General features: G+C 45.2%; 22 protein-coding genes and 2 pseudogenes. 22 read left to right on the forward strand and 2 right to left on the reverse strand.

Annotation, left to right across the window (positions count from 1 at the left end):
* Together ACLTD4_RS17255 and ACLTD4_RS17260 are read left to right on the forward strand one after the other, a co-directional pair.
* Positions 1-336: pseudogene (locus ACLTD4_RS17255) on the forward strand (relaxase); the annotation flags it as partial.
* A 159-nt stretch (positions 337-495) separates the two neighbouring features.
* Positions 496-1,002: an Eco57I restriction-modification methylase domain-containing protein gene (locus tag ACLTD4_RS17260; protein WP_006773178.1), complete on the forward strand. Its 507-nt coding sequence runs from the start codon at positions 496-498 to the stop codon at positions 1,000-1,002.
* Here the strand turns inward: ACLTD4_RS17260 and ACLTD4_RS17265 are convergent.
* A complete protein-coding gene (locus tag ACLTD4_RS17265; RefSeq protein WP_002571046.1) occupies positions 944-1,804 on the reverse strand; it encodes a LysR family transcriptional regulator in 861 nt (286 codons plus the stop codon). The two genes, ACLTD4_RS17260 and ACLTD4_RS17265, sit on opposite strands and share 59 nt — an antisense overlap.
* 149 nt (positions 1,805-1,953) lie before the next feature.
* Here ACLTD4_RS17265 and ACLTD4_RS17270 point away from each other — a divergent pair, with 149 nt between their 5' ends.
* The 16 genes and pseudogenes from ACLTD4_RS17270 to ACLTD4_RS17345 all read left to right on the forward strand — a co-directional run bounded on the left by ACLTD4_RS17270 (position 1,954) and on the right by ACLTD4_RS17345 (position 19,048).
* Complete coding sequence (locus ACLTD4_RS17270) at positions 1,954-3,222, forward strand: ATP-grasp domain-containing protein (RefSeq protein WP_002571047.1); 1,269 nt, start codon at positions 1,954-1,956, stop codon at positions 3,220-3,222.
* The gene (locus ACLTD4_RS17275; RefSeq protein ID WP_002571048.1) at positions 3,209-4,012 is read left to right on the forward strand and encodes a Rossmann-like domain-containing protein; all 804 of its coding nucleotides are present in this window, start codon (positions 3,209-3,211) and stop codon (positions 4,010-4,012) included. Before ACLTD4_RS17270 ends, ACLTD4_RS17275 begins: the two co-directional genes overlap by 14 nt.
* An 11-nt stretch (positions 4,013-4,023) precedes the next feature.
* Positions 4,024-4,824 (forward strand): class I SAM-dependent methyltransferase, encoded by an 801-nt coding sequence (locus ACLTD4_RS17280; protein ID WP_002571049.1) that lies wholly within the window; start codon positions 4,024-4,026, stop codon positions 4,822-4,824.
* A gap of 24 nt (positions 4,825-4,848) precedes the next feature.
* Positions 4,849-6,054 carry an MFS transporter gene (locus tag ACLTD4_RS17285; RefSeq protein ID WP_002571050.1) on the forward strand — a complete coding sequence of 402 codons (1,206 nt, stop codon included), beginning with the start codon at positions 4,849-4,851 and terminating at the stop codon, positions 6,052-6,054.
* A gap of 18 nt (positions 6,055-6,072) precedes the next feature.
* Entirely contained in the window at positions 6,073-7,653 is a 1,581-nt protein-coding gene (locus ACLTD4_RS17290; protein ID WP_002571051.1) for an ABC transporter substrate-binding protein, read from the forward strand.
* 64 nt (positions 7,654-7,717) lie between these two features.
* Positions 7,718-8,695 carry an ABC transporter permease gene (locus ACLTD4_RS17295; RefSeq protein ID WP_227055895.1) on the forward strand — a complete coding sequence of 326 codons (978 nt, stop codon included), beginning with the start codon at positions 7,718-7,720 and terminating at the stop codon, positions 8,693-8,695.
* 13 nt (positions 8,696-8,708) lie between these two features.
* Positions 8,709-9,539 carry an ABC transporter permease gene (locus ACLTD4_RS17300; protein ID WP_002571053.1) on the forward strand — a complete coding sequence of 277 codons (831 nt, stop codon included), beginning with the start codon at positions 8,709-8,711 and terminating at the stop codon, positions 9,537-9,539.
* Between the two features lie 9 nt (positions 9,540-9,548).
* A complete protein-coding gene (gene nikE, locus ACLTD4_RS17305) occupies positions 9,549-11,153 on the forward strand; it encodes a nickel ABC transporter ATP-binding protein NikE (RefSeq protein WP_002571054.1) in 1,605 nt (534 codons plus the stop codon).
* Between the two features lie 76 nt (positions 11,154-11,229).
* Positions 11,230-12,360 carry a PLP-dependent cysteine synthase family protein gene (locus tag ACLTD4_RS17310; protein ID WP_002571055.1) on the forward strand — a complete coding sequence of 377 codons (1,131 nt, stop codon included), beginning with the start codon at positions 11,230-11,232 and terminating at the stop codon, positions 12,358-12,360.
* 230 nt (positions 12,361-12,590) lie between these two features.
* Positions 12,591-14,336 carry an ABC transporter ATP-binding protein gene (locus ACLTD4_RS17315; RefSeq protein WP_412331439.1) on the forward strand — a complete coding sequence of 582 codons (1,746 nt, stop codon included), beginning with the start codon at positions 12,591-12,593 and terminating at the stop codon, positions 14,334-14,336.
* A complete protein-coding gene (locus ACLTD4_RS17320) occupies positions 14,333-16,054 on the forward strand; it encodes an ABC transporter ATP-binding protein (RefSeq protein ID WP_412331440.1) in 1,722 nt (573 codons plus the stop codon). Before ACLTD4_RS17315 ends, ACLTD4_RS17320 begins: the two co-directional genes overlap by 4 nt.
* Before the next feature lie 74 nt (positions 16,055-16,128).
* Positions 16,129-16,717, forward strand: a pseudogene (locus tag ACLTD4_RS17325) (MptD family putative ECF transporter S component).
* Complete coding sequence (locus ACLTD4_RS17330; RefSeq protein ID WP_002571059.1) at positions 16,714-17,412, forward strand: energy-coupling factor transporter transmembrane component T family protein; 699 nt, start codon at positions 16,714-16,716, stop codon at positions 17,410-17,412. The pseudogene ACLTD4_RS17325 and the gene ACLTD4_RS17330 overlap by 4 nt, the downstream one beginning before the upstream one ends.
* Positions 17,413-17,513: 101 nt before the next feature.
* Positions 17,514-17,714 carry an ATP-binding cassette domain-containing protein gene (locus tag ACLTD4_RS17335; RefSeq protein WP_412331443.1) on the forward strand — a complete coding sequence of 67 codons (201 nt, stop codon included), beginning with the start codon at positions 17,514-17,516 and terminating at the stop codon, positions 17,712-17,714.
* The gene (locus tag ACLTD4_RS17340; protein ID WP_412331441.1) at positions 17,662-18,798 is read left to right on the forward strand and encodes an ATP-binding cassette domain-containing protein; all 1,137 of its coding nucleotides are present in this window, start codon (positions 17,662-17,664) and stop codon (positions 18,796-18,798) included. The genes ACLTD4_RS17335 and ACLTD4_RS17340 overlap by 53 nt, the downstream gene beginning before the upstream one ends.
* A gap of 91 nt (positions 18,799-18,889) precedes the next feature.
* Complete coding sequence (locus ACLTD4_RS17345) at positions 18,890-19,048, forward strand: iron dependent repressor, metal binding and dimerization domain protein (RefSeq protein WP_006770731.1); 159 nt, start codon at positions 18,890-18,892, stop codon at positions 19,046-19,048.
* A 27-nt stretch (positions 19,049-19,075) separates the two neighbouring features.
* On the opposite strand, the gene ACLTD4_RS17350 is transcribed toward ACLTD4_RS17345, so the two are convergent.
* Positions 19,076-19,429, reverse strand: a complete 354-nt coding sequence (locus ACLTD4_RS17350) for a helix-turn-helix domain-containing protein (RefSeq protein WP_002571061.1) — start codon at positions 19,427-19,429, stop codon at positions 19,076-19,078.
* A 405-nt stretch (positions 19,430-19,834) separates the two neighbouring features.
* On the opposite strand from ACLTD4_RS17350, the gene ACLTD4_RS17355 reads away from it, so the two are divergent.
* The 4 genes from ACLTD4_RS17355 to ACLTD4_RS17370 all read left to right on the forward strand — a co-directional run bounded on the left by ACLTD4_RS17355 (position 19,835) and on the right by ACLTD4_RS17370 (position 23,727).
* Positions 19,835-20,293 carry a sigma factor-like helix-turn-helix DNA-binding protein gene (locus tag ACLTD4_RS17355; RefSeq protein WP_002571062.1) on the forward strand — a complete coding sequence of 153 codons (459 nt, stop codon included), beginning with the start codon at positions 19,835-19,837 and terminating at the stop codon, positions 20,291-20,293.
* 533 nt (positions 20,294-20,826) lie between these two features.
* The gene (locus ACLTD4_RS17360; RefSeq protein WP_009321998.1) at positions 20,827-21,057 is read left to right on the forward strand and encodes a helix-turn-helix domain-containing protein; all 231 of its coding nucleotides are present in this window, start codon (positions 20,827-20,829) and stop codon (positions 21,055-21,057) included.
* A gap of 84 nt (positions 21,058-21,141) precedes the next feature.
* On the forward strand, positions 21,142-22,356 hold the full coding sequence (locus ACLTD4_RS17365) for a tyrosine-type recombinase/integrase (protein ID WP_002571064.1): 1,215 nt from the start codon (positions 21,142-21,144) through the stop codon (positions 22,354-22,356).
* A gap of 162 nt (positions 22,357-22,518) precedes the next feature.
* Entirely contained in the window at positions 22,519-23,727 is a 1,209-nt protein-coding gene (locus ACLTD4_RS17370) for a tyrosine-type recombinase/integrase (RefSeq protein WP_002571065.1), read from the forward strand.
* Positions 23,728-23,958 lie beyond the last annotated feature (231 nt).

Consider the following 23,958-nt stretch of genomic DNA (forward strand, 5'->3'; position numbering starts at 1 on the left):
ATCATCAACTATGCCAAGACCCGTGAGGTCTATGTGGCATACCGCAAGGCCGGTTATTCCCGAAAATTCCGGGAGGAACATGAGCAGGAAATCCTGCTCCATCAGGCAGCCAAAAATGCCTTTGACGAGATGGGTGTGAAGAAGCTGCCCAAGGTTAAGGACTTGCAAGCTGAGTATTCCAAACTGCTGGAGGAAAAGAAGAAAACCTATGCCGAGTATCGGCGCTCCCGTGAAGAAATGCGGGAGCTTTTAACGGCAAAGGCAAATGTAGATCGGCTGCTGAAAATGGATGAGGAACAGAAAAAAGAACAGGAAAAAGACCACGGCCAGCGGTAAGCCGGTCATGGTCCAAAGCGTTCGCAGAACGCGCAGCCGCAGAATGAAATTCTGCGTTCAAGGGGGTTTGGGGGCGCTGCCCCAGGCAAGCAAAGCGGAGGGGAAAATCACGGCAGGATTTTTCCCTCTGCGGGCCGAGTGTATTAACACCGGCATTGCTTGCCAGATTTACCCCGAATTCGGGACAAGTACTACAAGCAATTTGATAAGTACTTTATTTTTGTTGAGCAGGCTATCAGAAAAACAAAGGATGCAGGCTACATTTGTTATATTGTCCCAAACAAATTTTTCAAAGTTGGTGCAGGAGAACATCTGCGAAGCTTAATTGCAAAAGGCCGATACTTGGTAAGCCTTGATGATTTTGGGGATGCACAGTTGTTTGAGGATAAGACTATTTATAGCTCCATCCTCCTTTTATGTAAGTCTCCACAAGAGAAATTCCGTTACACTGGCGTGGATTCTGCCGATAAGCTATGGGTTGGAGAGGAAGTCAGTTCCATAGAATTTGGCTCCTCTATTCTCAACAAGCTTAGAATGGCAATAACACAAGGGAGAGACGGCTCAAAGAGCTATCTCTCCCTGTTTATCATTACGGCCAACAACCCTTTTAATCCGAAACAACTTCGTTCAGCCATTGCTGTATCAGTTTTCGTTTTGGGGAAGTAGGTTTATAAATTACGTAGTTCTTCATTGAAGGTATCTCTTCATTCAAAATTGTAACCTCAAACAATGATTCGTTGGACAATTCCTGCTCCACCATCTTTCGCGGCACAAAGGCATAGCCGTCATCATTCAATAAGTATGGAACGATATTTTCCCCTATATCTATATCGAGCTGAAATGCCTTGTATCTTGAAAAAATCCTGTTATGTGTATCCGCATATAGGAAATTTGAATTGTAGATGCGCAGCGTTTCCATGTCTTTCAGTGTTATGCATTCATTTAGATCAGTAGGTTGTTTACTGGTAACAAGTATGATTTCATCTTCACACACAAGATCACACTGGAAACCGGTATGCCTAAACGGGTGATGTGAATAGCCTATATCAATCTTTCCTTGGTGCATAGCAGAAATAATATGTCTTGAATGCCCGAACTCTATGCGAACAGAAATGTCACTATGCTTTTCCAAAAAACGTCTGGTTCCTTGCACCAGATAACACTTGTGGAAAGCATAAACCGTTCCGATTGTCAATCGCTCAGAAAACTGACCAACCAAGCCAATTCTATCAATTGCTCTGTTCTCTAATTCCACTATGTTTTTTGCATATTCCAGAAAGGCCTGCCCTGCTAAAGTAAGTTCGGCGTGGTTGTAGCTACGAATAAAAAGACTCTGCCCCAACTCTTTTTCCAGTTCCTGTATTCGGCTGCTGACCGTGGACTGGACTACAATGTGCTCTTTCGCCGTTTCGGAGAAGCTTCCATTCTCCGCAAGTGTTAGAAATGTTCTCAGGTAATCTATATTCATGTACTCCTCCACGCTATCAATAATTCCGATTAAGTTTGTAAAAACTATTCGTTGGACAAATTATATGGCAAGAACTACAATATGTCAATAGGAGCGTCATAACCACATTGACTATGATGCTCTCTATTAAAAGAAATGGAGGAATAGCAATGGCACATTTGCTTATGATTGAAAGCTGGGTCGGAGCAAGCGGAAACCTCTTACCACCTTTATTGAGGGAACTCGGACATAGCTATACTTTTGTAACCCGGAAGGCATCACATTATCAAAATCCGATGAGCTCGGAAAAGCACGCTGTTTTCCGTTATGCTGACGATGTTGTCGAAACAGAAACGAACGATCTGCAACAGCTGATCGAATCGGTTAGGCACGTGCGGTTCGATGGTGTGATAACGGTGTGTGATTATTACATCGAAACGGTTTGTGAAGTTGCAAAGGCTTACAATGTACCGTGTCCGTTTTCAGCCAACGTTAAGACCGCACGACAGAAACATTTAATGCGGCAGGCTGTAGATCGTGCTGGATTGTCCAATCCAAAGTACATGCTTGCTTATAATTGGGAGGAAGTTGAAAAGGCAGCGCAAGAAATAGGTTATCCTCTTGTTCTTAAACCTGTGGATTTAGCCTCAAGCGCATTTGTTAAACTTATTCAGACTTCAAATGATCTGCAACAGGCATATCGTGATTTGGAGAATTTCCCGCTTAATTTCCGTGATCAAGAAAGAGAGCGAGCATTTTTGATTGAAGAATATATATGCGGAGAAGAAGTCAGTGTGGAGACGGTTTCAAATAACGGTGAGATTACCGTTGTAGGTATTACGGACAAGTCTGTGACTGGCAGTCCGTACTTTATAGAAAACGGACATATGTTCCCGGCAAAACTGGATGAGGACGTGAAAGAGGAGATAGGCGATTATGTGCGCAATGTATTGCTGGCAACAGGATATGACCACGGAATCGCTCACACAGAGATAAAACTCACGAAGGATGGTCCCAAAGTGGTGGAAATCAACCCTCGTACAGCAGGAAACTATATCGTGGAACTCATTGAATATGTGACCGGCGTAAATATGCTTAAAGCCTTTGTATCCCTTGCTTTAGGACAGCAACCGTCCGTTACTGTATCTGATACCAACGTGAGCAGTGCTGCGATTATGTTTATTGTTCCGGATTGCGGCGGCAAGATAAGGCAGATTAAGGGCGCTGACACGTTAAGGGAAGATTCAAATATCATACGGTATAGAATCGAGGACTGTGTGGGTAAATCCATTGAAAAACCAATCGACAATGCCTGCTATTTGGGACACGTTATAACGCGAGATTGCGATGGGTACGGCGCTCGCATGTTCGCTGAAACTGCATTGAGAAGGTTGGAAATTGAGTTTGAGGAAACGGAGCGAGTACATGAAGCAATATAAAAATGTTAATGAATTATGGGGTGCTATCGTGAATGGAGATATGGATCCCTCTGTTTCTGATTTTTTCGTAACAGGAGCGTCTTATATTTATCAGACAACGCAATTTCCAAACTCCATTAATAAATACCACAACTATTATCTATTACTGAGAGTCGGGACATACTTTGGAGCATGCTCTCATGTGCCGGAGCAATTAGGCATTGAAGCAGGAAGAGAGTTTTCAGGCAAGTCTCTCAAAAGCTGCGTGATTGACCCGCGTTTGCCGGTTAGAATTGCAGCAATGGACGCTTATCTTGGCACAGTATATCCTCACGAAAGGCAATGCAGCGATGCTGTGGAACTACCGGGGGGAACCCCGGCCGAGAAAGCGGATTTTCGTGACAACCTGATTGCTGATATTGCCAACATAGAACAGGGCATGAGGATTGCGTTGATTGGGGTTGTAAACCCGCTTATAGCTGCAATACGAAAGCGCGGAGGAACCTGCCTTCCCTGCGATTTGCAAATGGAAAGAACACAATGGGGCGACCCCGTAGAAAAGGATATGGAAAAAGTATTGGATTCTGCAGACGGGGTAATCTGTACAGGAATGACCCTAAGCAACGGAACCTTTGATCGAGTCGTAGAACGGGTACTGGAGCGCAATATTCCGCTGACTGTTTATGCGCAAACTGGCAGTGCTGTTGCTGCGAGGTTTGTGGGCAACGGAATCACCTCTCTCTTAGCGGAATCGTTTCCTTTTTCGCAATTCAGTGCAAACGCGACCCGTGTTTTTTGCTACAAAGGATAAGGTGACTAGAATTGATTCGTTTAAAAACAAATACCGACAACTTGCTGCACTCCAATCCGGAACTGTATGCTGTGTTTGAAAACGATAAGTCTTTTGAAATGGCGCGTTTTATACACGCGATACTCCAAAAATACGAAACAGGAAAAAAGGTATTGGATGTTGGATCGGGTTTGGGGAGAGAAGTAGCTTTTCTAAGAGAAAAAGGATACGATGCTGTAGGCATAGATGCTTCGGAAGATATGGTTGCCTGGTCACAAAAGCACTATCCAAACGCCAATTTTTATATTGGGCAACAGGCAATGTTTGACCTAAACCAGACATTTGATGCTCTGGTTTGCGTTGGGAGCACCTTCCTGTATAACTACACCAACGAAGATGCTGGTTCTACTCTGACGAATTTCCGAAAGCATCTTAAAGATGGCGGCATTTTGTATCTTGATATGAGGAATGCAGCTTTTTTCTTAACAAAGGAGGGACAGAGATGGTTGACGGACGAGCTTTTGGAGGAAGCGATATTCGATGGTAAACCAGCAATTGTAAAAACACGCTTTTACATTGATTTAGCAAAACAGATTTTAAAACGTGACTATAATTGGAAAATTGGAACTCGTGAGGCGATTATTGAGCACTTGGAGCATCGTCTTTTCTTCCCGCAGGAAATAGCAGGGTTGTTATCAGCAAATGGCTTTGAGGTTGTTGAGTTGTTCGATAAACCGGAACCTCATATCAGTTCATTTACTGATATCCGTCCATTTCAATTTGGATATGAACTAAGTGGGCGGAGGCTTCAAGTAATAGCAAAAGCAATCTAAGGCAGTAAGGAGGTGTTAGGAAGCGTGGAAACGCAGATCAATCAACGCCGCGGCTTGCTCATACTTTTATTTTTTACGTTTTTCATGGTGGTTGGATTTGATATGATTATGCCGCTGGTTATCGGGCATTATGTCAACAACGTTGGCCTTACTGCGACTGCCGTCTCAGTAGCGCTTGCAATACGGCAGTTTTCGCAGCAGGGTCTTGCGATGATCGGTGGTGCCTTGGCAGATCGGTTTCAGGTCAAAACACTTATCAGCGTGGGCGTATTTCTAAGAGTTCTTGGATTTCTGACCCTGGCATTTTCAAGTGCCTATGGGATGCTGATTGCTGCCATGATATTGATCGGCCTAGGCGGAGTTCTTTTTGAAATGCCATATCAGTCTGCGATTGCAATGCTCACAACAAATGACAATCGTCCTAAATATTATTCGCTGAATAACACAATTACGGGGATAGCAAGCGCAATCGGCCCCCTTTTGGGAGTAGCCCTGCTTCGACTGGATTTTAAAGTTGTCTGCTTTGGCGCAGCGAGTTGCTTTATGATTAATTTCGTATTATCACGTGTTGCCATGCCACCGATTATGCGGCAGGCAAAGTCGTATGCGGTTATGCCTGCTGTCAAAAGAATTGCAAAAGACAGACCATATCAAATATTCGTCCTTTTGATGATGGTGTTTTGGCTGGGAGCGTCCCAGATTGATATTACATACCCCCTAAGAGTCCAGGAAATTTACGGCTCAGCTGATGGTGTGGGTATTATGTATACGGTGTATGCCGTTGTCATGGCAGTATTACAGTATCCTCTGGTAGCACTTGCTTCCAAACGATTCTCGTCTCGGGCAGCGGTAGTAATCGGAACCGGAATCATCACAGCGGCATTGATTGCTACCCCGTTCGCCGCCGATGTAAAGTCGTTTATGGCAATTGTGGCCTGCTACGCAGTGGGCATGATACTGGCGAGGCCGAACCAGCAGAATATCGCTGTATCAATGGCAGATACACGAGCGTTGGGAATGTATTTAGGGGTGAATTCTACAGCTTTTGCGATTGGCAAAGGTTTTGGAACGATTATTGGCGGCGCGTCCTTTGATATGGCAAAAAAATACACTCTAGAGAATGCGCCGTGGTACTTGTATGGCGTTCTGGTAGGAACGGCAATGATTGGATTTATGTTGTATAAGAATTTCGGCACCCCAAAAGATGAAACAGAAAAACAAAAACAATAGATACGGAGGAGGCAAAAAATGACTGGTACGAAAAATAGACAAAAATCGATCCTTATGATTTGCTGCTTGCTGGCAGTTTCAATGCTTGCTGGCTGCGGTGCAAAACCGACCGATGAGAGCAGCAATGCTCTAACTGAAAGTAATGCTACTATTTCTGCATCTGAACTGGTAGTTGCGGGAAATGAAATTGCCATTGGCGTAGATCCTACCGTATATCCTGCGGCGGATTATCTGCTGAATATGGGCGCTGGAGAAATTCTATTCAAAGCGGATGCAAACGGTGTGATTCAACCCTATTTTGCCAAAGATGTTTCACAACTTGATGAATATACATGGGAGATCAAACTGCATCCCAATGCCACGTTCTGGAGCGGCGACCCGGCCGATGCAGAAGCCGTAATCGCTTCCTTGATGCGATCAAAGGCGCTTGATCCAAAAGCCAACCCCTTCTTACAAGGGATTGATTTTACTGCGGTAGATTCCGAGACCATACAGGCCGTGACAGAAACTCCTAATGTGGATATTACTTTGAATTTGTCATCCCCACAGTTGCTCATTCATAATACCGCAGAAAAATATACTTATGAGAGCATCGAGACAGCAGACTATACCGGTATGTACCGAATTGTAGAGTTTAAGCCTGCACAGTGCATGGTTTTTGAAAAGAATGAAAACTATTGGGGTACAAAACCTGAGATCCAGAGGGTCGTACATGAACAGATTGGTGATGCGGACGCCCGTGTCATCGCTGCACTGAGTGGACGATACCATGTGGTAATGGATATTCCTCAGTCGGCTTATAGTCAGTTTGATAACAGTGAAGAGGCGAAGATTGTACTGGTTCCGGGTGCGCAGACCCAGACAATTTATCTCAACTGTGAAAAAGAGGCACTGAATGATTATCGTGTGCGTCAGGCTTTAGGTTGGGCTTTAGATCGTGAGGAGCTGATTGCTCTGGGTATGGAAGGATTAAGCGAGCCGGTTACTACATGGCTTGGTTCCAATCCCACATATGAAAAAGTAAAAAATGCGTATTACGATTCCTGCAACGTGGAGAAGTCCGCGCAGCTATTGGATGATGCTGGCTGGATTCTGGACGAGGATGGCTTCCGCTACAAAGATGGACAGCAGCTTACCATCCTGCTTCGTACTTTCCGAAACGATCAGGCACTCGGCGAAACCATTCAGATGCAGTGGAAGAAAATCGGTGTTAATGTTTCTGTGCAACACGGAGATTATTCGTTAATCACCACAGCGCGTGAAACGGGTGATTGGGATGCATCTGTCGAAGCATGGGGGACGTTCGGAAATGTGTCGGCGCTTCTGAACGCCCAATACGCTGCCGACGGCGCAGCCAATTACGGACGATTCCAGGATAAAAAATTGGCAGGAATGCTAGAGAGTCTGGCGCAAGCGGCAACCACGGAAGAACGCATAAAAATCGGTGAGGAGATTTCTCTTTACGTAGCAGAGCAATCCCCTGCGCTCTATATTGCACCAAGGCCGCAAATCACTGCTGTTAGCACCTCACTTGAGGGATTTGTCCCGCATTTCCGTCAGTTTGAAAATGTGGTGAATGCCAATCTTAGGATTAAATAATATCGAAAACGGCAGCAGGAGATACGGAACTGGACTCCTGCTGCCATTTTTTAAGTGAGGTGACATGATGATCAGAAATATGGTTCTGAAAAGGATTGGCAGTGCTCTTCTTGCTCTGCTCCTGTCCTCAGTTGTTATTTTTTTATTAGTTAGACTTGCTCCGGGCGACCCGATCAACCTGGTACTTGGAGAGGGGCCGGGCGATATTGGCGTAAACACGGAACTGCTTGAAGAACGTAGAGAATCTTTACGGGAAGCGCATGGATTAAATGACAGTATTCCTGTTCAGTATGCAAACTGGTTCAAAAAGATCATAACCCTGGACATGGGGACTTCTATTCGTAGCGGCAGACCCATCACTCAGGAACTATGGAGTAGAGTGCCCGCAACATTCACTCTCGCTCTGGCGGCATTATTTATCGAAACGATATTGGGTGTGCTGTTTGGTATCTATTCGGCAGTCCATGCCGGCAAATTACAGGATCGCGCAATCCGTCTGTTTTGTGTTATCCTTGCTTCGCTTCCTGCTTTCGTGTTGTCGTTGTTGTTTCTGTTTTTATTTGCTGTTCGGCTTCATTGGTATGAAATTAGCAGCCAAATGGAGTGGGGCAGATTGTGGCTGCCTGCAATTACACTAGGGATAATTGGAGCGCCCAGATGTATCCGCATGGTTCGTGCAGCAATGCTGACTGAGTTGGGTCAGTTATATGTTTCCTCGGCACTTTCACGAGGACTTACCTCCAAGATGGTTCTTCAGGGAGCGTTTCAGAACGCACTGCTCCCTGCCATTACAACCGTAGCCCTGTCCTTTGCACATATGATAGGCGGCTCCGTTGTGATTGAAGCTATTTTTAATTGGCCGGGAATTGGAAATTACGCAATCAACAGCATATTGGTACATGATTACCCTGCTGTTCAAGGATATACTGTGTTGACGGTTGCTACAGTCATTTTGATCAACCTGACTGTAGAAATCACCTATATACTTAGCAACCCGATGGTGCGCAGAGGCGGAATTTCCCGCCCTACTGCACAGCAATAGGAGGTGACTTTGTATGGGAAACAGAAAAATTCCAAGCACTGTTTTACTTGGCTCAATACTATTACTGGTTATTATCCTGCTTGTTATCGCTGCCCCTCTTTTTACCAGCTATGCGCCCGATGAAGCAATTGCGGAACGATTGCAGGAATTTAGCTTTTCACATCCCTTTGGAACGGATCGCTATGGGCGTGATATTTTCTGCCGAACGCTGTATGGCGGCAGGACTACCCTCACTGCGTGCTTTCTTGCCCTTGTAATGGCGTTGTTTATAGGCACGTTCTTTGGTATTATCACCGGCATGAGAAGTCGCGGCCTTTTGGATACGATCATAATGCGGGTTATAGATGTCCTGATGGCGTTTCCCTTCATGGTGTTTGCTATGGTGTTTGCCGCGCTGTGGGGCACTGGGTTGGCCAATTTACTTATTGCAGTAGTCGCAGTCTGGTGGGTTCCGTTTGCGAGACTGGCAAGAAGCATCGTTCTTCAGGTAAAGAATGACCCGTCTATACAGGCTGCTCGTGTGCTGGGAGCGTCTGGGTGGCGGATGGGAGTTTTTGAGCTGCTCCCCAAGATGATTGGTTCTCTATTGGTACTGGCCACGTTTGAATTGGGCACACTGATACTCTCTGTTTCGGCCCTTTCATTCTTAGGCATGGGAGCGTTACCGCCAACCCCGGAATGGGGAAGCATGCTGTCTGACGCCCGGGCACATTTCTTTCAGGCTCCGCACATTTTATTGGGTCCTGCTTTGTTCATTGTTCTTACGGTCCTTTCGCTTAATTTGATTGGAGAAGGTTTGCGGGATATGCTGGACCCGTATGAACATATTGATATTTTGAATTAGGAGGTCGCTATGGATAATTATTTGAAAGCCGCACTATCTGTCGAGCAACTCAAGGTTAGCTATGTGCAAAACAAAAAACGACTTCCCGTGCTGGACGGAATTTCTTTTGTATTGGAAAAAGGAAAGATTCTTGCTCTGCTCGGAGAAAGTGGTTCGGGGAAATCCACTTGTGGGAAATCGCTCATAGGCGTATTGCCGCCATCGGCAAAAATTGATAGTGGTACTGTCCGTTTCGGGAACGGTGATTATGTGGATATTTCTGACAATGATATCAATTGGAAAACAATACGTGGAATGCGTATTGGGATGATTTATCAGGACGCACAGCTTGCACTTAATCCCGTGAAAACAATACGTGTGCATTTTGAGGAGACTCTAAGAAACAAGCCATTTCCATCAAAAGAAGCTATGGAGAAAGTTTGTTATGATATGCTCCGGTTACTGAACTTTGATGATCCTGAGCGGGTACTGAATGCTTATCCTTTTGAGCTAAGCGGCGGGATGTGCCAGAGGGTTTATATTGCGATGATACTCAGCCTTGAGCCGGAAGTTCTTATTGCCGATGAGCCTACTTCTGCGCTAGATACAGTAAGTCAAAAAGAAGTGCTGCAGTTACTTCGGGACACACAAAAAAAGCTGGGATTATCTATTGTTTTAATTACCCATGATATTGGTGTCGTTCATGAAATCTGTGACCGCGTAATTGTTTTAAATGAAGGGAAAATTGTGGAACAAGGGGCAGTACAGGATGTTCTTTTACACCCAAAGGAACATTATACAAAACAACTGATTGAGGCGCGAAACTTACCCGCTTTTTCGCTGCCATGCTCAAAATGCAAAGAGCCGCTGTTGAAGATTGAGTGCATCAAAAAAGCATTTCAAAAAGGAAATAAGTGCAAAAACGTCTTAAACCAAGTAGACTTGCTTGTGCATAAAGGGGAAACTATTGGAATATTGGGATTTAGCGGTTGTGGGAAATCGACATTAGCAAGGTGCGTCACCGGACTGGAATTGCCTGATCAGGGAAAGATTATGTATAACGGCCAGGATATTTCCATGCTGCGAGGAAGGAAGAGACAACACATTTGCAAATCATTACAAATCGTTTTTCAGGACGCAAGAGCCAGCCTTAATCCTCGTCGCTCTGCACTGGAGCTTGTGCAGGAACCTTTGAAATACCTGAAAATAGGAACGACGAAGGAACGCACAGAAAAAGCTCGATTTTATTTAAAGAGTGTAGGGATTGATGGAGATGCCCTGCACCGTCGTCCTCCCCAACTCAGCACGGGGCAGTGCCAAAGGATTGCTATCGCCCGTGCCCTTATTGTGGAGCCTGAGCTTCTAATTTGCGATGAAGCCGTATCGGCACTGGATATGATACTGCAAAAGCAGATTTTGGATCTCCTGTTAAATCTCCAAAAATCCATTGGCTTTGCATATATTATGATTTCCCATGACGCAAGAGTCATCCGTCATTCCTGTGAAAGAGTTGCAATTATGAACAATGGGGTTTTTGTAGATATGGTTTCGACAGACAGGTTAGCCGCTCAGTCGGAAAACGAGTTTACACACTGCCTGTTGAGCAGCGAACTACACATAGCAGAGGTATCATAATTTAGCAGGCTGGTATAAATGGGTAGTTTTCGATGTACAGCCTAAAAGAGCAAATAATAAATAAGGTGGTGATAGAATGCATTTGCTGGAAACAATAGGAAATACTCCGCTGATTGAACTTAGAAACACTACCGCTTCTACGGAAGGACGACTTCTGTTTAAATATGAGCGTGGTAATCCGGGAGGAAGCATAAAAGACAGGCCGGCGTTGTTCATTGTGACAGAAGCTGAAAAACGAGGATTATTAAAACCCGGGGGAACCATTATAGAATCCTCAAGTGGAAACTTCGGAATATCCTTGGCGATGATAGGAGCTGCTAAGGGGTATCGAGTTATTATTCTGGTCGATCCTAAAACCACTGCGACTAACTTAGCTCTCCTGAAATGCTTTGGCGCAGAGGTTATTGTTGTAACAGAACAAGATGATTCCGGCAGTTATCACAAAACAAGGATTTCTCTTGCGAATAAATTGGCCAGTGAAATCCCTGATGCATTTCGTCCAGATCAGTGCTTCAACCTGTTAAACAGCACTGCGCATTACCAAGGAACAGCACGTGAAATCTTTGCTGATTGCCCAGATAATGTCGCAGCTATTGTGGCCGCAGTAAGCACTGGCGGACAACTGGGTGGGATTTCACGATACACGAAAACATATAGGCCGGACGTAAAAGTGATCGGTGTTGATGCTGTTGGGTCCTCTATTTTTGGCGGTGAGTCACACTCATATCTGATTCCTGGTATTGGACTGGCATGGACACCGTGCAATGTTGCAGTCGAGAATATCGATTCTGTGTATAAGGTCACTGATGAGGCGGCTTTTGTAGCAGCAAGATGCTTTGCCAGAAATGAAGGTGTTTTGATGGGGCCGTCCGGCGGAGCTTGCGCTTTGGTCGCATTAACAATCACTAAACAGCTTTCTCCGCACGATTGTGTCGTGTGCATTATTTCTGATGGAGGGGATCGTTACATTCAAACTTTACTTGATGATGCTTGGATGCAATCCAACAACTTTTCAATTGAAACAAGCTTAGAAAAACTTTTGGCACTCACAGGAACTATTACACCTTGGAGCATACATCCTGATCAAAATGCAAATTACAAACCTGAATTGAAAAGTCAGTTATGTGTTCCTGCATCGACTCAGACTATCAATGAGAATATAGATGAAATCAATGAATCAGCGTCTAGAATTTCTTTTATTGATTAGCATGGTGTTTATTTCGTCTGTTTGAAATCCCTGTTTGATCATGGGAATAAGATGAGGGAAAACCTGTTGCGAAAGAGAATTAAGAATTTATCCTGAAGTGCAAGAAATAATTTTAAAAACATAAGTTCCTCTTTGGACGTTGCGAAGAAATATAATAACGCGCAAGGGTTAGCTCGTGCTAACTTGCTTTTAATCAAATCTGATCACACGGTATGAAAGGAGTTTTGTCTATGTTTGCAGTATACAAAAAACTGCTCTATTATGTGCCCAAGCAGCGACCTTTGGCCTATATTGCAATCGGCCTGACGGTGGTGTCCACATTGCTCAATGTAGGCGCTTATTACTACCTCTATGAGTTTTTGAAACGATTGGTGGTAGACGGAGATATGGGGCATGCTCAATATAATGCGTTTCTGGTTGCGGGGCTGTTGATTGGCGGTTCGCTCTTGTATTTTGCAGCCGTGCTTTTGACGCATATGTTGGGCTTCCGGCTGGAGACCAACTTGCGCAAGCGTGGGATTGACGGCCTGACCAATGCCAGCTTCCGCTACTTTGATCTGAACTCATCGGGAAAGACACGTAAACTCATTGATGACAACGCAGCCCAAACTCATTCTATTGTAGCCCATCTGATTCCTGACAATGCCGGAGCAATTCTGACGCCGTTTTTGGCGCTTGTGGTGGGGTTTTTGATCAGTCTGCGGGTAGGCATTGTTCTATTGGTTCTGTTCCTACTGAGTGGCGTGCTCCTTGTCCTGATGACCGGGGAAAAGAAGTTTATGGAAGTCTACCAAAAGGCGCTGGAGACAATGAGCAGCGAGACCGTGGAGTACATACGCGGGATACAGGTGCTCAAGATTTTTGGCATAGACGCTACATCTTTCAAGACGCTGCATCGGGCAATCACGGATTATGCACGACATGCCTTGAACTATTCTATGAGTTGCCGCAGGCCATATGTGTTATTCCAGCTGATCCTATTTGGCTCTATTGCCATACTCGTTTCAGTGACAGCCTTAACGCTGAATCGGATTCAAGACCCTGCCGTGTTGGCGGTGGAACTCATTATGACATTATTCCTGGGTGGAGTACTGTTTACCGCCTTTATGAAAGTGATGTATGTAGGTATGTATGCATTCATGGGAACTTCGGCGGTTGAGAAACTGGAGCAAGTGTTTTCGGATATGCAAAAGGATCGGCTTACATTTGGAAACAAGAGCACATTCAAAAACTATGACATTGAATTTGAACGGGTATGCTTTGGGTATACAGACCAGATGGTGCTGGAGGATGTTAGCTTCACTCTGAAAGAAGGCAGGAGCTATGCTCTGGTGGGATCTTCTGGAGGAGGAAAGTCCACGATTGCCAAATTGATTTCTGGTTTTTACAAAGTGGATGGAGGAGCGGTCAAGATTGGGGGAGAGCCCATTGAAGCCTATACAGAGGACGCCTTAATCCGCAATATCGCCTTTGTGTTCCAGAATGTCCGTTTGTTTCACATCAGTATTTACGAGAATGTCCGTCTGGCGAACCCAGACGCTCAAAGAGCGGAGGTCATGGAAGCGCTGCATCAGGCAGGTTGCGACAGCATTCTGGATAAGTTTAAGGATCGGGAAAATACGGTGATTGGCTCCAAAGGCGTATACCTGTCGGGCGGTGAGAAGCAGCGGATCGCAATCGCACGGGCAATGCTAAAGAATGCGAAGATCGTGATCCTTGACGAGGCCAGCGCGGCAATCGACCCGGAGAATGAGCATGAGCTGCAAAAGGCGTTTGCCCACTTAATGAAGGGGAAGACTGTCATTATGATTGCACACCGGCTGTCCAGCATTCGAAATGTGGATGAAATTCTGGTTTTGGAGGACGGGAAAATAGCAGAGCGAGGAACGGACGCAGCGTTGATGGCGACCGATACCAAGTACAGAGAATATCAAACGCTCTATGAACAGGCAAATGAATGGAGGGTTGTAAGATGAGAGAACTGTTTAAAACGCATTTTGCCCTGACCGACAAGGGGGCCAAAGATTTGCAAAAGGCCAGCGCGGCCTCCTTCTTCGTCTATGTGATCAACTTTTTCCCTGCAATGCTGCTGCTTCTCTTGGTGGATGAGTTGCTGTTGAACAATGTCAAGGAAACAGGGCTGTATTTGTGGGGATCTATCCTGGTTCTGGCTGTGATGTGGATTCTGCTCCGAATTGAATATGATGCGCTGTATAACACCACTTATCAGGAGAGCGCGAATCTTCGCACGGAGATTGCAGATATTCTGACCAAGTTGCCCTTATCCTACTTTTCCAGGCATGACCTTTCGGATCTGGCGCAAACCATCATGGCGGATGTGGCAGCTATTGAGCATGCTATGAGCCACGCTATGGCAAAGGCAGTGGGATTCCTGTTCTTTTTTCCGTTGCTTTCGGTTCTGCTGCTCCTTGGCAATGTTAAATTGGGGCTTGCTATCATTCTACCGATTCTGCTTGGATTCGGGCTTCTTTTATTGTCGAAAAACCTTCAGATTCGGGAGTCATTCAAACATTATCAAAAGCTCCGGGACAACTCTGAGAGCTTTCAGGAGGCCATTGAAAATCAGCAGGAAATCAAGAGCTTTGGCTTGACTCAGAAGATCCGGCAGACTCTTTATCAAAAGATGGAAGAAAGTGAGAAAATCCATCTTCGTGCAGAGATTTCAGCGGGTATTCCTATGTTGTGCTCGAATGTCATTCTGCAATTTGCCTTTGTGCTTGTGATCCTGATAGGCGTCCAAATGCTGCATACAGGAGAGATCAATATCCTGTACTTTTTAGGATATGTACTGGCCTCCATTAAGGTGCGGGAAAGCGTAGAAGCGGTCAGCATGAATGTGGCAGAGCTGTATTATCTGGATTCCATGGTCAAACGTATCCGGGAGGTGCGGGAGACAAAGATACAGCAGGGCAAGGATCAGACAATCTCAAGTTATGATATTGAATTTGATCAGGTGTCTTTTTCTTACGATAAGGATACGGAAGTGCTCAAGAACATCAGTTTCACCGCGAAGCAAAACGAGGTGACTGCCTTAGTAGGGGTATCCGGTTGTGGAAAAACCAGTATCTTGCGTCTGATGTCAAGACTTTATGATTATGACGGCGGAAGCATTCGAATCGGCGGGCTGGATATCAAAGAAATCTCTACAAAATCCTTGTTTGAAAAGATAGCCATCGTGTTCCAGGATGTAACGCTGTTTAATGCATCTGTTCTGGAAAATATCCGTATTGGGAAAAAGACGGCCACAGATGAGGAAGTCGTTCAGGCAGCACGATTGGCCAACTGCGAAGAATTTATCCGGAGGCTTCCGGATGGGTATAAAACGATGATTGGAGAAAATGGAGCAACACTCTCTGGAGGAGAACGTCAACGGTTATCCATCGCCAGAGCCTTTTTGAAAGATTCACCTATTATCATTCTGGATGAGATTGCAGCCTCTTTGGATGTGGAAAACGAAAAAAAGATCCAGGACAGTTTGAACCGCCTCATTCTGGATAAGACTGTTATCATTATTTCCCACCGTCTCAAATCCGTTGAAAATGCAGATAAAATCGTGGTGATCAACTGCGGGAGAGTGGAAGCGTCCGGTACTCATCTTGAACTGCTCAAAACTTCTCCAACCTATAACAATTTGGTGGAGAAAGCAAAACTGACGGAAGAATTCCAGTATTAACGTAAAGGGAACGGGGTGACCGTCATTCCTGGCGCGCCTTGTCCTCTCATTCATAATGAAGAAAGGAAAATCATATGAAAACAAACAACAAATGGACAGTCAAGGATGTGATTACAACAGTATTATTGACGGTGCTTCTCATCGGCATTCATTTTGTAGTTATTACTGTCTCTATGGTAAATCAATTTTTCAACTGCGTTTTATCTCCTGGGGTATCAATGTTTTTCTCTGCCCCGGTGTACATGCTGATGGTCAGCAGGGTAAATAAAAGATTCGTTTCTTTGACGTATCTGACGATTCTGGGCGTGTTTTTTTTGCTGACAGGCAACTTATTTCGTTTTGGTAGGCCTACTATGCGAGGTGGTACTATGGAAGCGGGGATCCTGTCGCAACGCAAAGAGATTAACCTTCGCATGGGCGATGGTGAGCCTGTTTTATAATGGAGGCAATCTTCTTCCGCTTTTGTTTTTCTGGGACACTTTTTACGCGTTTGCCGTCGCAAGCGGCATGGATCAAAGCTATATTGACAGTTACATACAATATTACACCTCCCCCGGCTGGCTGATCTTTATTGTATCTTTCTCTGTTATCTGTGGCTTTTTAGGCAGTATACTTGGGAGTCGGCTGATTGGGAAACACTTCAAGAAAGCGGGTGTTCTATGAGAGGTGAGCACTCCTTTGCTGTCCCGACCAAGTTTTTTGCATTGCTCTGCGCCATGCTAGGTATTTTTCTGGTGAAAAACATTCTGTTTACCACCGTTTTGGTGATATTCTGCTTCGTGTATGTTGGATTCCAGAGAAACTACCGATTAATGACATCCTGTGGAGCCTTTTATCTGCTGTTGTCATTGCTTTTGTACGCGATTCGGTTCTGGGGATATCATACGGTCATTATTTCCGAATTCCTTGTGTTGTTTTTCTGGAGCAGTATGGTAATGCTCATGCTGTTTTGGGATTTGTTTATGACGCCTCCTGGAGAACTGTCGTCGTTCTTGTCAAGTATCCACATGCCCACTGGCGTCATATTGGGACTGATGGTCATATTTCGATTTTTCCCCACCATGAAGGCTGAGCTTAAAGCAGTGGGCCTTTCGATGAAAAACCGGGGCCTTACATCTGTAAGACAATTTGCAGTACATCCACTTGCAAGTGTTGAATATGTCCTTGTCCCACTTCTGCTACGTATTTTGCAGATTGCCGACCAACTGGCCGTTTCCGCTGTGGCAAGAGGCGCTGAGTGCCCTGGCGTGCGAAAGAGTTACTACGAAACAACGATGCATATGCGCGACTGGTGTTTCCTTGCGCTTTGGGGAATCGTTACAGCAGCAGTTCTTTGCGTTGGAGGTGTGAAAATTTGATCGAATTTAAGAACGTATCCTTTCAATATGAGGGGAGCGAACAGCAAATTTGGAACGTAAATCTATCCATAGCACAGGGAGAATGTGTGGTACTCACAGGAGTGTCCGGCTGCGGGAAAACGACTCTGACCAGATTGATGAACGGTCTGGCTCCATCCTATTTCAAAGGCTCCATTTCCGGAAGTATTTGTATAGATGATAGAGACATTACAGGGATGACAGCCTGGGAAATCGGAACAATCGTCGGAAGTGTATTCCAGAATCCTAAAAGCCAGTTTTTTTTCATCAGAACTTGTGGGTGAGGTGGCCTTTGGATGCGAAAACCACGGCTTCTCCCGGGAGGCAATTCAAGAGAGGACGGATAAATCCATTGAAACCTTTTCTCTTTCCTTAATAAGAAAAAGACCTCTGGATGTGCTTTCCAGCGGAGAAAAGCAGCGCGTGGCAATCGCTTCCGTCTATGCCATGCGCCCCAAAGTATTCGTTTGTGATGAACCAACTGCGAATTTGGATTTAGGGGGGATCGAGCAACTATTGGGAACGCTTTTTAAGTTGAAAGCCCAGGGCTACACGTTAGTGATCGCAGAGCACCGTCTCTCATGGCTTTCTGAGCTTGCTGATCGGATTATATATATGGAAAAAGGGAGGATTGTACGCGAATACACTCCCAAGGAGTTCACAGCTATGCCGGAAATGGAACGGCGCAACAAGGGGCTTCGGACGATGCACCGTGTACAAACACGCGAACCGCTACCACTTCCGAAACTTTTCGAGCGTGGGTCGCTGATTATGCACGACCTGTGTAAAAAATGCGGAGAAATAGAGGTGTTTACAAATCTTTCAGGAGCTTTCCCCCAAGGTTCTATCACTGCTGTCACCGGGCGAAATGGCGCCGGAAAAAGCACTCTGGCTTTAGTGCTTGCAGGTCTCTCTAAGAAGAGCGGCGGTGACATCATCGTTTGTGGGAGTAAAAATCATCTGTCTAGAAGGCGAAAAAAAGTATACTACTGCGGCAATGACACGACAACACAGTTCTTTACCGCAAGTGTTTCAGAAGAGCTGCTCTTGAATCAACCGTTGTCAGAGGAGCGAATGGAAAGGGCAAGGCAGTTGTTAAAGAACATGAATCTGTACGAGTATCGGGATGTACATCCGGCAGCCCTGTCAGGGGGACAGAAACAGAGACTTGCCGTTGCCTGCGCTATATTTTCGGAGCGTGAGATACTCTTGTTGGATGAACCTACAAGTGGATTGGATGGCGCAAACATGAGGAGAATATCCGATGCATTGAAAGCCGCTGCCAGCCGCGGAAAAACCGTGATTGTTATCACACATGATCCGGAGTTTATGGAAGAATGCTGTCAATATTGTTTTTCTTTAAAGTAGTTTTGTATCAGTATGCAAAGGAGCATACCTACATCTAGCAGATATTGGCTGCGGGGTGCCCGAAAAAATCTATGAGTGCCATTAATTCTTCATGGAGCAGTTAATAACCGCAGGCGTTAATCCTAAGACAGCGGAGGCCGATGCTTGCCATATGGAACATACTATCAGTATAGAAGCCTTTGAGAAACTCAGGGATTACTATTCCTCTCAAAAGGAAAAACAGTTTGCCCGTATAGCAACGGACAGATAATGCGGCTGGGCAATACACCCGACCGCATTATTTGTTATCTTTCTTCTCTTTTGTATCCAGCATTTTATCAATCAGGGCGAGCAACAGCTCCTGATCTCGCTGACTGCATTGTGGGACCAAGCGCCTAATCCGATCAACGATTTCGCTGTCTGTGATCATCTGCGGCGCAAGGATTTCGTCAAACGAAGCGCCGATGGCATTGACAAGACGAATCAGGACATCCAAGCTAGGCTTTCGCCGGCCGCTTTCTATGGCCGCCAAAAAACGAGGACTGATTTCTGCACGTTCCGCAATCTGTTCTCTCCTGTAGTTTCGCTTTTCCCTGGCATTCCGTAAGGATGCCCCAAACGAAAAATCTATATGTCGCATTTTTTTGTTCACTCTCCGTCACCTCACATAATTATATTTTACGGGGTAAAAGTATTATGCGAAATGATTGAAGAGTGGCTTTTTTATAGCTACTATGCGTTGTTTTTTTGCTTAGGAGGAGATGATTATGTGGGAAAATAATGACCTGTCCGCTTCTGGCAGGTCCTCTTAACGAAGAAAACCTGGTTGTAAAACTACGCCAGAACCCCAAAATTCCCGCTTCTTCCCTGCCAGTCTTTTATGGCCTTTATGGGAACTATTAGTAGCAATTAGAAAGCGACAAAACAGAACGGACACCGACATGGGATATTCCTGTGCCTGTGTCCGTATTATTTTTCCCTTATTCCCACGCTGCCGTTCGCCGCCTTCCGAGAGTTCGAAAACGATCCACTTTTCAAACTCTTGGAGGTAACGGCTGTGAGCAAAAATCGTGAAGAAAGAGCGAATTATTATCTTTATATAGATGGACAGGCTGTACCGGTAAGCGAACAGATTTACCGCGTGTATCAGCACTACGAGCGAAAAGAAGAATACTTTTCCTACGATCTGAAAACGGAAAAGTTCCAGAAAGACACTGCATCTTTCCTGCCCAGCAGAGAGGATTCCTATGAGCGTCTGTTGGAAAAGGACAGGCAGTTTGCTGCGCCCGGAAAAAACGTAGAACAGCTTGCATTGGAACATCTGGAAGCGGAACAGATACGCTTTTGTTTGGCTCAATTAAACGAAGACGAACAAGAACTGATTTTCCTGCTTTTCTATCAAGAAAAGACAGAACAGGAAGTCGGGAATATATTGCACATTTCGCATCAGGCGGTCAATAAGAGAAAACGGGTTCTACTGTTGAAGCTGAGAAAAATTTTTGAAGAATTTTTCTAAAATCGGTTGCTAAACTGCTCTCCCAACGGGGAAGTAAGTGAGAGGGTCTATCTCCCTCATGCAGCTTGACAACTGAATAGACGGCATTTCCGGTACATAACCCATGTACGAGCGAATCAGGCGCGCCGCGAAGATGACAGTCCAGGAGGTGATGAACAAGACTGTTCTGAGCAATCTACGCAAGCCTGAAACCCGAAAGCGGCATTTCGGGGCGCGATGACTGCATGGGGGCTTAAAGATACTTCCTCACGGCCTCCTAAAGACTTGGGGGGAACCCTGCGGCGCACGAGTAAAACGACGCTGCGGAGTTATGACAGCCGCGCCAGCGGAGACCGGAATGTCCCCATCGTCAGGGGTGCGTGGCAAATGTGGCGAGAATTGAGTTGCATTAAAAATAGGAAGCGATTACTTTCTTAGGTGGCCGTTTTCTATTCAAAATCAGATACCATGCGCTGGCAGTTTCGGTTGCCAGCGTATTCATGTGGTTTTGAAAGCAAGATGATAACCTTGACAGATTGGAGGGAATATGGTCTATGGAAAAACTCATTACACGAAAAGAAGCTGCTGAAATCTTAGGAATCAGCATAGCAACGCTGGATGCCGCCCGTAACAACGGCTTGATCTCTTATGTGCAGTATGTTCAGAATGGCTGTGTGTATTTTACTGCGGCAGGTCTCCAGGAGTATATCGCAAAATGCACGCACAGAGCAAAACCAGTTGAGAGAAGCGCAACTTACCGTAAACCTCGAAGCGGAAGATCGTGAGCCGGTCCGTATCCTTGATGGAATCAGAGAGGTCTGATAAAACAAAGGTACAGCGCTGGAGATTATTCTTAGGAGGTGGAGGAATTGGCAAATAGAAAACGAGCGATTCCACAATACGGTACAGTTACGCTGAACGGTCTTGACTATTACAGGACAAGAGTTCAGGATGCAGATGGAAAATTGAGGGCTCTTTATGCAAGGACACCTGAAGAATTATATGATAAGGAACTGAATGCGTTGGAGCAGATCGACAATGATACATTTTGTCGGAAGTCTCCTACCGTAGCAGAATACTGTGAGAAATGGCTGCTGATGCAGTCGGTTCATGTGCGGGCTACCACAATGACTGACTATACATCTAAAGTTAGAAGGCACATTATCAAAGAGTTGGGTGATATGGGGATGGCGGATGTGACTTTGGATGACATCCAGCTTGCCCTCGTTCCTGTTTCAAAAAAATCGGCTTCGGTTTATAAGTCTGTGGTTGTTCTTTACAAATCTATTTTCCGGGCAGCAAAGGAAAGCCGGATCATTGATAAGAATCCCACGGTCTATCTGACCTCAAAAGGCGGAGGGGTTCCGCAGAAAGAAAAAGAAGCTCTGACAGATGAGCAGGCAGCCCGCTTATTGGATGCCATTCAAGGGCTTCCGCCGTATGTATTTGTGATGCTTGGTCTGTACGCGGGCTTACGGAGAGAAGAAATCCTCGCCCTGCAATGGGATTCTGTATATCTGGATACGGATACCCCATACCTGACAGTACGAAGGGCATGGCACACAGAAAGCAACCGACCGGTCATTCTTGATGAATTGAAAACAAAAGCAGCGGAGAGAAATATTCCTCTCCCTATCTGCTTGGCTGACTGCCTGAGAGAAGCAAAAGCAAACTCCGCTTCGGAGTATGTTGTTCCAAATCGTGATGGCGATCCGCTGTCCTACACGCAGTTCAAGCGGCTCTGGCAGTATATAGTTACCAGAACAACAAAGGAGAGGGTTTATTACCGATACGAAGATGGGAAAAGAGTAAAGCATACTGTCACACCCGTCTTGGGAGAAAAGGCTGCTCATAACGGAAAAGTGGTTTACAGCTTGGACTTTGAGGTAACACCCCATCAGCTCCGGCATACATATATCACGAACCTGATTCATTCATCGGTAGACCCCAAAACAGTACAATACTTGGCAGGCCATGAGAGCAGCAAGATTACAATGGACATCTATGCAAAAGTCAAATACAATCGACCGGATGAGCTGGTTAAAAGCATGGGCGGTGCATTTGCTCAGTGGGATGGTGTTTGAGCCTAAAGTGCAGAAGCAATGAAACATCATAATTAGTTAAGAGCGAGGCAAGGATGTCTCGCTCTTCATTTTCCTCAATCCGTATCTTTGATTAAATTCATGCTTTCTGATAAAACGAGAGTGTAAGTTGTAAACGCTCATTATCAAGAAAGGAAAAACTATATGGCAAAGAAAAATAGAAGTGTTCCGCAGTACGGAACTGTTATGAGAAAAGGAATCCTATATTACAGAACACGGATTCAGGATGCGGATGGCAAGCAGGTCAGCTTGTATGCGACCACTTGTGAAGAACTATATGAAAAACAGCAGGCAGCAAAAAAGCAGGTCGAGGAGATTGTTTTTCGCCGAAAGCATCCGACGGTTGCTGAATATTGTGAGAAATGGCTGCTGATGCAATCAGCAAAGGTATCTTCAGCTACGATGAAAGCATATACCTCTGACATGAGGAATTATATCATTAAGCCTTTGGGGGATATGTATATGGAGGAAGTAACCGCAGATGATATTCGTCTGGCGCTTGTGCCGCTGACCAACAAATCGGAGGGGTTATACAATACGGTAAATATGCTCATTAAATGTATTTTTTACTCGGCAGAGCGTAGTGAGCTGATCACTTATAATCCCTGTGTAGGAATATCTGCAAAGGGCGGAAAGCCAACGAAGAAGAAAGACGCATTAACCGACCAGCAGGTTGAGGTGTTATTGGATACAGTCAAGGGGCTGCCACCCTATTTGTTCATTATGATTTGCTTGTATTCTGGGCTTCGCCGGGAGGAGGCACTTGGATTGCACTGGGATTGTGTGTTTCTGGATGCACCTACTCCGTATATATCCGTGCGGAGAGCATGGCGGTCAGAGCATAACAGACCCGTGGTTTCTACGGTGCTAAAGACCCCGGCAGCAAAAAGGGATATTCCGATACCGAAGTGCTTGGTAGATTGTCTGCGAGAAGCGAAAGAAAATTCTATATCAGATTATGTGATCGCTGACAGCAAAGGAGAGCCGCTTGCATATTCACAGTTTCAGAGGGTATGGCAGTATGTAGTTGTCCGTTCCACTAAGCCCCGGAACTACTATAAGTATGTAAATGGGGAGAGTATCAAATATACGGTTACTCCAACGCTGGGCATGACACAGAAGAACCAACCCAAAATCAAATACACGATAGATTTTGATGTGACACCACATCAGCTGCGGCACACTTACATTACCAATCTTCTCTATGCGGGAGTGAATCCTAAGACGGTTCAGTACCTTGCAGGGCATGAAAACAGCAAAACAACTATGGACATCTATGCAAAGGTAAAGTACAATAAGCCTGAGGAGTTATTTGAGGTGGTAAATGATGCGCTACATCAGAGGGGCTTCTGATTGAAAAAACACCTATTTTTGTGGTTAAGGAATAGGACAACCGAGAACCGAAAGGGCAAAAAAGCCTAGAATATCAAGGAAAAACGGCAATCAAAGAATTTCAGTACGGCTTAAAGTCAGCTCGTCGTGCTCCACAGTTCTCCAAGAGATAATAAGAAATATTATAAGAAAATTAACAGAACCCTTGAAAATTCAGTGTTTTCAAGGGTTTCTCTATGTCTAAATCAATTA

The organism is Hungatella sp. (genome assembly GCF_046966825.1).